The organism is Bradyrhizobium sp. (genome assembly GCF_049581145.1).
Lineage (GTDB): Bacteria > Pseudomonadota > Alphaproteobacteria > Rhizobiales > Xanthobacteraceae > Bradyrhizobium.
This window is the reverse complement of the sequence record NZ_JBAURI010000649.1, coordinates 1-9,334: the sequence shown is the minus strand read 5'-3', so window position 1 is coordinate 9,334 and position 9,334 is coordinate 1. Positions and strand designations below refer to the sequence as shown.

Sequence of the window (9,334 nt, the reverse complement as noted above, 5' to 3'; positions counted from 1 at the left end):
ACCCGTCCAGCAGCGCGCCTTCGAACTCCTCGCCGTCAACCCGGATCGTACCCAGTAACGGTACCCGCGCTCTCAGAAAACAGCTGAGGGATCAAACCTTTATCGATGCTAAAAGAAGGAAGCTCAGTCTAGCGAAGGGCGGCCGTCGCGATCTCAACTTCTTTTTGCACATCGGGCGGCGGATGATACTAAGCGGCCTCGGAACTCTGGTTTTCAGGGATGCTTTCATGACCGCGACGATCATCGACGGCAAATCGATTGCCGAACGGCTGCGCCAGCAGATCGCGGCCGACGTGGCTCGCTTCACCGCCGAGGGGCACGGGGTGCCCGGGCTGGCGGTGGTGCTTGTCGGCAATGATCCAGCAAGCGAGGTCTATGTCGGCTCGAAGGCGCGCCAGACTACCGCCGTTGGCATGCAATCCTTCGAGCACCGCCTGCCGGCCGAAACCTCGCAAGACGAGTTGCTGACCCTGATCGCTCGGCTGAATAAGGATGCAGCGGTCGACGGCATCCTGGTGCAGCTGCCGCTGCCCGCCCAGATCGATACCGATCGCATCGTCGCAGCCGTCGATCCGGCCAAGGATGTCGACGGCTTCCATCCGGAGAATGCCGGACGCCTGATGCGGGGGCTGCCGAGCCTCTTGCCCTGCACGCCGCTCGGCGCGATGCTGCTGCTGCGCTCGGTCGCGACCAACCTGCAAGGCATGCATGCCGTGGTCGTGGGACGCTCCAACATCGTCGGCAAGCCGATCGCGCAGCTCCTGTTGCAGGCGGACTGCACGGTGACGATGACGCATTCGCGCAGCCGCGACCTGCCCGCGCTGTGCCGGCAGGCCGACATCCTGGTCGCAGCCGTCGGCCGGCCACAGATGGTGCGCGGCGACTGGATCAAGCCCGGCGCGATCGTCATCGATGTCGGCATCAACCGGCTGCCGGCGCAGGGCACGACCAAGGGCCGGCTGGTCGGCGATGTCGCGTTCGACGAGGCGGTGCACGTTGCCGGCGCGATCACGCCGGTGCCAGGCGGCGTCGGCCCGATGACGATCGCCTGCCTGCTGCAGAACACGTTGCAGGCCGCACGCGAACGGCGCGGGCTGGCCAAGCCTGCCGCCTAAGTAGCCGGGACTGGCAAACCTCTCGGCCATGTCGTGGCCCTCAACCCCCACGGGATCGGCTGCGGGTCGGCCTGCTCCGCAGCGTCGCCGGGCTTTGCAGGACGGTGTCGTAGCCGGGACGCATCCGCAGCTCGCTTCGATGTTCTTGATGGTTGCGGGGGCATCGTCGTGGGACCCCGCTTAACGTCGTCTTTACCTAGTCAAACGGGTCGCCCAGCCCGTTTACAGCTTTTGAACGAGACGCGGAGCTAACATGATTGAAGTTCAGTTCAGACGTTTGAGCAGCCCATGTCGACACGGACCGATGCAAGCCTCGAGATCGACGCCGCGCACTGCCGTGCCATCTGCGAGGAGATCGGCTACCGCCTCGGCGAGCTATGGCGGCGCGAGGGTTGCCATGAGCTGCCGCCACGCCTCGATTTCCTGATGCAGCAGCTCGCCAACATCGAAATTGCTCCTTCGCTTGTCCCGTCGCTGGACGACATGATCGGGACGCCCTCTCCGCGAGGCCGAGCACAGCGGCCGGCCTGATCAGCAGCCGGTAAAGCGGGGGTCCGGTCCCTCATGCAATTCCTTCAGATAGGCGCGCGCATATTCGGTCAACTGGATCGGATCGTCCTGCCCGGCCGACATCAGTTTGTCGAGGTATTGCTCGATCCTGGCACGTGAATGCGCCAGCTGCGCTGCGTCCAGCCTGTCAATCAATTCGTAATTCCGAGAGCTCGATCAACAATTTCACTCACCGAAAACTCCAACGCTGCACTGCAATCGCCGCATTGCAGCAGGTCGATTCCGGGCCGTCAAGCCCAGCGTTGGCGCGCGCGGATCATAGGTATCCAGATAAAGCCGGGACGGTGGCCCGCGCCGAGAGTCCTATCGGGATGCTCATTCGAGCCTGTCGAGGGCGAAGGCCCGGGGGCCGGCCGCTCCAATCTGCGCGGCGATTCGGACGGCCATGCCGCGCCCGATCAGCGTTGCCGCGCCCCGAGTCATTGCCGGGCGTGGTCCATCAAGTCACTGCCCCATCAGGTCACGGCCGACCGGCCGTTCAGTCGGAGAGTTCGAACTCCCGTTGCGCCTCTTCCACACAGTGGGACAGCACCGCGCCGCTTCTTTCGCGATTGGCCTTGCCATATCTGACGCCCTTGACGGTCCAGTTGACGGCGCCGCGCGACGCCACGGATATCCGCTCGATGATCACGCCGACAAAGGTTTCGAACTCTGGATGACTGGTCCTGACAGCCTCGGTCAAGTTCTGCTCCAGCTCCGCGAGCGCGATGGCTTTGCGCTTCGGCTCGGATTTCGTTTCGCTCTTCCAGATCATCTCATCCCCTGCCTCCGGTGGGTTCCGTCTGAACACATCCTTGCATGAAGATAAAGCGGCCGGTTGGTATCTTGGTCCGCCTACATTTTGCGCAGGCAATTCGCTTGCCTGAACGATGAAAGCCAACTGAATAGGCACGCTCTGACTACCTGCTCGTCGTCACGCAAGCGTGCATACGATTGGAAGCCTGGCGGCGCTCGGCACCTCCGGACGTTGCGTTGGATCAATGCAACGGTCCGTTTCCGAATTATCAACAGGTATCAGGCTAAATCAGCGCGTTTGTTAGGACAAAACTCTTAGTTGTTCTACTATCCGTTTGCTTTGCGAGGGACCGCGATGCCGGCGCACCAACAGCTCTCTTTCGATTCTTTGGCAGCAACGGGCGCGACCGAAGAAGCCTGTCACGCGACGCCGGCGACCGAGACCATGTGCGCTCCGGTCCTGCGCTATTCTTCGCCATGGCCCTGGATTCTCGCGCTCGCGATCAGTTCGACGATGTGGGTCGGCATCGGCTGGCTAGTCTGGACGATCGTCTAGAGCACTTTCCGATTCCATTGAATCGGAAAGCGCTAATTGTCCTTTATGGATCGAATTTTCTTGACGAAAGCCGGTGTCCAGTCTTGCGGCAAATGCTCTACCCTGCCCGCGACCAGCACGGCCGTCCCTGGCTGAGGGCGGTATCATTGCAGCCGCACGAGTTCGTCGAGATAGAGCTGCGCGCTCCGCTTCCAGGAAAACAAGTCCGCCCTCTGCCGGCCTTTCGCCGCCAGGCTCGCACGAAGGTCCGGGTTGGCCGCCAGCCCAATGATCGCGTCCTTCCAGCGCGAGCTATCATCGGGGTCGACGTAAATGACCGCGTCGCCACCGACTTCGACCAGGCTCGCCGCGTTGGATGATATCACCGGGCATCCCTTGGCCATCGCTTCCAGCGGTGGAATTCCGAAGCCCTCGGTTCTGGACGGAAATACCAGACACATCGCCTGCTCGTAGAGCGCAGCCAGTTCGTCATCGCCGACAAAGCCGGCGTGGTGAACGTTGGGCCGCCGCGCCACAGGCTCGCGGCCTGCGAAAATGCTCGACGAACCGCCGGCAACGATCACGTCGATGCCGGCCTCATCGAGCGCTTGCGCCTGATTGAGGATTACATCGATGTTCTTGTGCCTGGCGCTGCTGCCGAGCAGCAGGATGTAGGGACGTTTGAGTTGCGCCAGCAACGGAAGCCGCGCCCGTGTCGCATCCCAGCGCAGCACGTGCTCGTGGCCGTTGGGAGCGACGAAGATTTTATCCTGGCGCGCGATACCGTATTTCACCAGCATGTCGGCCGAAAAACGCGACACGGTCGCAACCCGACGCGCCCGCTTGCCGACCAAGGGGAGCAAGGTGCGATAGATCAGGCCGAAGGATCGCGAGTAGCTTTCGGGAAGGATGAAGGTGTTGGCGTCGTGTATGCAGACGACGTGATTCCGCGCGAGCACAGGACCGAAATTGCCAAGGCTCAGCACGCCGGCGCCGGCGTAGAGCGGCAGGACGAACTGATCCCAGGCGTGGCCTGATCCAAAACCGGTCCGGCAGACCGCGATGTTCGAAAGCCGGGGCGCCGTTTCGACCGTTGATGGCACGACCAGCCGCATTGTGGGGACGATATCCCGGCGCTGCGCAAGCAGTTCATCGAGCGCGGCCACGATCTCCAGGGCATAGCGCTGCACGCCCGTCATGCGCTGGCTCAGAAAGCGGCCGTTGATCGCCCAGCGTCGTCCGGTCATGTCAGGCAGCAACTTTCCATTGCCGGACCGAGCCGGTCAGTTCGCCGGAGAACCGAGCACCCGCTCGGCCTCGGCGATCGCGCAAACGATATGATAGAACGAGGACGCCGGAATCGTTTCGACCAGCGATCGGCCGTCGTGGTCGAACTGGTCGTACCAGCCGCCGGCGACCGGATGGCGCAGGTAGTGCTGATGGAGCCGGACCAGCGCAGCCAGCGCCTCGGCGGCGCCGCCCTCCTCACCCTGCTCCGCCTGTGCGATGAAGGCTTTTGCGATCTCGGTCTGTGGCCACAGCCGCCGGGTCGATTTGCGGATGTTTCCCTCCGCGTCGCCCTCGTCCAGCAGGCAGCCGGTCACGGTGCAGCGATAGCGCAGCGCCGAGGACAACAGCTGTGCGCGGTATCGTGCGGTCGGACAGCCGGTGATGCGCTCAAAGCCCTTGAGCAGCCAGACCCACTCCGCCTGGTGCCCAGGTTCGACGATCAGCGGCTCGATCGTCGACCAGTCCTCCTCGAAATACTCGCCGAGCACCCGGCGCCGCGCATCGTAGAGATTGGCCACGAACAGCGCGAACAGGTCGCCGGCGCGGCTTTGATAGACGGGATCCCGCGTCGCATCGAATGCCGCGATCATCGCCTCGAACAGGTGCATCTGCGGGTTTTGCCGGCGCGGCAATGACGCCGGGATGCCTTCGACGTAGCCGCCATGCGGCGAGCGGAGGTGAACGTCGAGAAAGCCCGCGAGCGCGGCGATCTCGTCCCGAAGCTGGGCATCGCCGCTCAATTGACAGGCCGCCGACAATGCCAGCAGCACGAATGCGTGGTCATAGGCATCGCGCAACGGGTTGAGCACGGCGCCGTCCGGATCAAGCAGATGGACGAAGCCGGGCTTGCCGTCTGGGCTCCTGGCCTTGGCCAGGAGATAATCGATCCCCTTCATCGCGAGCTCGCGGCCTTGCGGGTACCAGCCGATATCGGCCGCCTTGGCAAAGCAATAGATCTGCCGCGCCTGAACCCGCACGCGGCGGGGCGCCAAATGATCCGCGCCGCCCTCGCGGTCGAGCCGCTCGACGAAGCCGCCCTTGGCGTGATCCCAGCCCTCGCCGGACCACAATGGCAGCGCATGCTCGATCATCAGGGTGTTGAGGACGCGAAGGATGTCCTTGGCCTCCGATCCAGTGTCCGTTCCAGAGCTCATCATTCAAACCTCGATCGTCCCGGCCACCGTAGCGCAAGTAGCATCCGCGGCGAATGCTCATTCTGATCCGGTCTCGATAAAAATCGCCCAGCAGATGAAAACGGCATGCCTTCGAGAGAGGCCGGCGCGGCAGCGAACTGTATTCCCGCGTGCGACGCGCCCCAGTCAACCTGAGCTGCAGCGTCTCGTTCCTGCCAGAATCAATAGTCACCCTTAATGCGGCGCGGCGCGACCAAACTCGACAGGTCGCAGATAAGGTTAATGAAGATATAAGCTCGCGCTTGACGAATTCCTTCGCGAGCCGGGCCTCGGCGCAAGCACGGCTGCCCAAACCCCCCGCATATTCCTTCACCGCGTCGAGAAACAAGTATTGGCCTGCGGAACGAGCGTTCTGACAGCAGGCTGGCGACAGCCCCATGGGCGCTTCACGGCAGGCCTCGCGATCCGCGCGATAGCCCCCGATTGTCGTCGGAGCTGGAACCGGATATCCTCGTCGCCGTCTACTGCGAACGGCCTGATGGCCGGCGCATTCGTCGATGTCACCTCAACATCCGCCAGAAATTGCACGAAGGCCAAAGACCACCGCATGGGTCACATCGAGTTCGTTCCCGCGACAATGCCATGAGCGCCGAGATCGCGACGTTTGACTGCGAATTCACGCTGGCCCTCAACAACCGCACGGGCAAGTATTTCTTCTGCAAGGAGATGATCGAGTCCTCGCCGGACCTGATTGCCGCGTGCCTTTATTGGCGCTTTTCGATGCGGCAGCTGCCGTCGAGGATGCTGTCGAGGATGCTCGGCAGGCTCGCCCGATGGGAAGCCGAGCTGCGGTCAAATGCGAGCCTGGTCGATCGGCTCGTGCCGCCGACACGGCACCGTCGACCGATGATCTTCACCGACCCGCGCGAATGCATCTTCTACCAACTGAAATCATGTGACGTCGTGCTGTGTCACGATATGGGGCCCATCACTCATCCTGGTCTTTACCATCCTGGCGTGAGCGAGCTTTATCAAACGGTCTTCGACCGGATTCGGGCGGCACGGCCCTTCATGCTCTTTGTCAGCGACGCCTCCCGGACCGATTTCGTCGCACGATGCGGAGATGACTATCCGCATCTCGATGTCGTGCATCCCCCGCTGCGGATGGACATGAGGCAGTCCGACGAGCTGCGAACGGTTGACGGCATTCCCGAGAGGTTCTTTCTTACCGTCGGCGCGATCGGAGAACGCAAGAACCAATTGCGCGCCATCCAGGCGTTCGAGCAATCCGGGCTATCGCAGCAAGGTTACGCCTATGTCGTGTGCGGCGGGCCCGAACCGGGGGCCGAACCGGTCGTGGAGCGGGGCCGCCGAACCCAAGGCGTGATCCTGCCCGGATATGTCGGGGATGCCGAACTCCGCTGGCTCTACAAGAACGCCGCGGGCTTCGTCCTGCCGAGCCTGCTCGAAGGCTTCGGCTTGCCCGCAGCCGAGGCGATCCATCACGGCCTGGTCCCGCTCTTGTCCCGCGGTGGGGCGCTGCAGGAGGTCGCCGGCGACGGCGCGATCTACGTCGATCCGCTTGATATCGGCGAAATGGCCGCGGCAATGTCGGCGCTTGCCAATCTCAGCAACGAGGATCGCAAGTCTCGCCTCGAGCGGATGTCCGGCAGCGTTGGCCGCTTCTCGTTGGAGAATGCCACCGCGAGATGGCGCAAGGCGCTTGCGCTCGCCGCCCAGGCCAAACGGCAATCCGACATGGGGCCGCGGCCACGAGGCACGGCCGCCGCCGTTCAATGAGGTCTTGAGCCTGCCTGGCCCATCCTTGGTCCTATCCTTGGTCCTATCCTTGGCGCCAACGCAGGTCGGTATCGATCCGCTGGCTATCGATATGTCCCTGCAAGACCTTCAGCCGCATCAGGTCCGACGTCCGGAACTCGGCGTCGCTGAAGCGCATCCTGCGCAAGCCGTCAATCAGGTTCTGGATCGACTGATCCAGATCGACCACAGGTTGATGCTCGGGCGCGAGACGGCGATAAAGCCCGAAATCCACGCGATACGACCGGCTGTCGACCGGCGCATCGGTGTTGATGGAGACGGAAGTCCCTGGAATCGCCGCAGCGACTGCATTCGCGAGGTCCTTGACCTGATAATTCCGGTCGTCGGAGCCGACATTGACGGCCAGATAGCGGCCGCCGTTTGCGGCGCTTCGGTCGACCGCCCAATCGATCGCGCGCGCCATGTCGGCGACGTCGATCAGCGGCCGCCAGGGCGTCCCATCGGACAGCACGCTGATCTGGCCGCGGCTGAGCGCGCAGGCGACGAAATCATTCAGGACCAGATCGAGCCGAAGACGATCCGACATTCCGCACGCGGTCGCAAAGCGCAGGCAGCTGATGACCATCCCGCTGTCGATCGCCTCGAGCTCCCGTTCCGCTCCGATCTTCGACTTCGCATAGGCGGTGATCGGGTTGAGCGGGTCGGTCTCCTTGCGAGCGGCGCCGCCGGAGATCCCGTAGACACTGCAGCTTGACGCAAACACGAAATTCTTCACGCCGGCTGCCGCCGCGGCTTTTGCCAGGGCTATCGTCGTGTGCTGGTTGATATCCAGCGTCACCGCCTCGAACTTGTTGCCCATCGGGTCGTTTGAGATCGCCGCCAACTGGACGACCGCGTCATATCCGCTCAGATCGAGCGAGAGAGTGCGGACGTCACCGTAGAATTGCTCGTCAAGCTGCCTTTCGGGAAGCACCGGAGATCCTGTCAGGCAATGCGCGAAATACGCGTTGTCGAAGCCGTGCAGGATTGCGTCCGGCCGCCGCGCGCGCAGGTATCTTGCCACGGACGGACCAACATAGCCCAGGTTTCCGGTGATCAGGATCTTCAAAGTGCTCTCTCCCTGCGATCGAAATCGCCTCTTCATACACCAACGGGCCGACCAGCGGTAATCATGATGCCATTCCGGTTAATTGTGACGGCCTCCGCGAGCAGCCCGCAACCGGCCCCGCATGGTTCGCTGCATCATCCGGGAATTTCAATTCATCCGCGGCAGGGGCAGATGGGACAGAAGATCGAAATAGAATTCCTTCTGTCCCATCACGAACAGCAGCGTCACTGAATACGAAGCGGCCATCGCCGCGCCGTCGAAAGCAAGCCGGACGAACGCCGAATCAAACCCTCCAACGACATTGTGCAGAAGATACGCGATCCCGACCGCAATCAAGGCTGACCCGATCGGAGGTCCCATCGACCGAAGCAATTCCACCAACGATATGCCCGTACCCTTCAGACACCAGGCGATGTGCGGAAACATCCATAGAGCCAGCGCAGTGGAATAGGCAAGCGCCACCCCTGTCGGGCCATAGGGCAAGCCTATGAAATAGGACGCGATGCAAAGTGGCGCGAGCACCAGCGCGATGATCAGGCTTCGTCTCTGCAGCCCGCTCGACATCATCAGCCAGGCCAGTGGATTGACGATGCCGAAAAAAAGCACGGTCGGGGTCAGCAGGCGAAATATCGGGGTCGCCTCGCCCCACTGCGCCCCCAACACGACGCGAACGATGTCGTCGGCGAATACGGCCATGAACAGCGTTATCGGGGCGGTCATCGCGATGACGAGCGAGTAGCCCTTGAGGAAGTAACTTTTGTAGCGGGCAAGATCGTCCTGCAGCCGCGACAGCGCGGAGAACGCCACGCCGCCGATCGCCATATTCAGCTGCGAGGTCGGAATGTTGATCAACTGACCGGCCCGGGAGTAAAGCCCCAAGACATCCGCTCCCCAAAAGCGGCCGAGCAGGATTTTATCCAGATTATAGGCGGCGTAGACTACGAGGTTGTTCAGCGTGACAGTGCCGCCGAATCTCAGCATCGATCCGATCCCGGCGTTTCGTCGCGGCGACCCCGGGCGCCACGGAACAATCAGCCACATCGAGACGGTATTGACCGCCGGATAGACG

Annotated in this window: 10 protein-coding genes; 4 read left to right on the top strand and 6 right to left on the bottom strand. The window is 62.6% G+C overall.

From position 1 onward, the window contains the following. The first annotated feature begins 227 nt into the window (after nt 1–227). Both folD and WCB02_RS21450 read left to right on the top strand, forming a co-directional pair. Nucleotides 228–1,115, top strand: coding sequence for a bifunctional methylenetetrahydrofolate dehydrogenase/methenyltetrahydrofolate cyclohydrolase FolD (folD, locus tag WCB02_RS21455; protein ID WP_423961202.1), 888 nt, complete (start codon nt 228–230; stop codon nt 1,113–1,115). 288 nt (nt 1,116–1,403) lie between these two features. Continuing rightward, entirely contained in the window at nt 1,404–1,646 is a 243-nt protein-coding gene (locus tag WCB02_RS21450) for a hypothetical protein (protein ID WP_423961200.1), read from the top strand. Here WCB02_RS21450 and WCB02_RS21445 read toward each other — a convergent pair whose 3' ends face one another. Further along, complete coding sequence (locus tag WCB02_RS21445; protein ID WP_423961198.1) at nt 1,647–1,820, bottom strand: hypothetical protein; 174 nt, start codon at nt 1,818–1,820, stop codon at nt 1,647–1,649. Between the two features lie 343 nt (nt 1,821–2,163). Continuing rightward, nucleotides 2,164–2,577, bottom strand: coding sequence for a hypothetical protein (locus tag WCB02_RS21440; protein WP_423961196.1), 414 nt, complete (start codon nt 2,575–2,577; stop codon nt 2,164–2,166). Nucleotides 2,578–2,775: 198 nt separating this feature from the next. Between WCB02_RS21440 and WCB02_RS21435 the strand changes: the two genes are divergently transcribed. Next, nucleotides 2,776–2,976, top strand: coding sequence for a hypothetical protein (locus WCB02_RS21435; RefSeq protein ID WP_423961195.1), 201 nt, complete (start codon nt 2,776–2,778; stop codon nt 2,974–2,976). A 143-nt stretch (nt 2,977–3,119) separates the two neighbouring features. On the opposite strand, the gene WCB02_RS21430 is transcribed toward WCB02_RS21435, so the two are convergent. Both WCB02_RS21430 and WCB02_RS21425 read right to left on the bottom strand, forming a co-directional pair. Next, entirely contained in the window at nt 3,120–4,202 is a 1,083-nt protein-coding gene (locus WCB02_RS21430; protein WP_423961193.1) for a glycosyltransferase family 4 protein, read from the bottom strand. A 36-nt stretch (nt 4,203–4,238) separates the two neighbouring features. Beyond that, on the bottom strand, nt 4,239–5,399 hold the full coding sequence (locus WCB02_RS21425; RefSeq protein ID WP_423961192.1) for an AGE family epimerase/isomerase: 1,161 nt from the start codon (nt 5,397–5,399) through the stop codon (nt 4,239–4,241). Between the two features lie 621 nt (nt 5,400–6,020). On the opposite strand from WCB02_RS21425, the gene WCB02_RS21420 reads away from it, so the two are divergent. Further along, the gene (locus tag WCB02_RS21420; protein ID WP_423961191.1) at nt 6,021–7,178 is read left to right on the top strand and encodes a glycosyltransferase family 4 protein; all 1,158 of its coding nucleotides are present in this window, start codon (nt 6,021–6,023) and stop codon (nt 7,176–7,178) included. Between the two features lie 43 nt (nt 7,179–7,221). Here the strand turns inward: WCB02_RS21420 and WCB02_RS21415 are convergent, their stop codons facing one another. Then, entirely contained in the window at nt 7,222–8,265 is a 1,044-nt protein-coding gene (locus tag WCB02_RS21415; protein ID WP_423961188.1) for an NAD-dependent epimerase/dehydratase family protein, read from the bottom strand. Nucleotides 8,266–8,412: 147 nt separating this feature from the next. After that, nucleotides 8,413–9,334: oligosaccharide flippase family protein (locus WCB02_RS21410; protein WP_423961186.1), on the bottom strand; the 922-nt coding region annotated here is incomplete at its 5' end.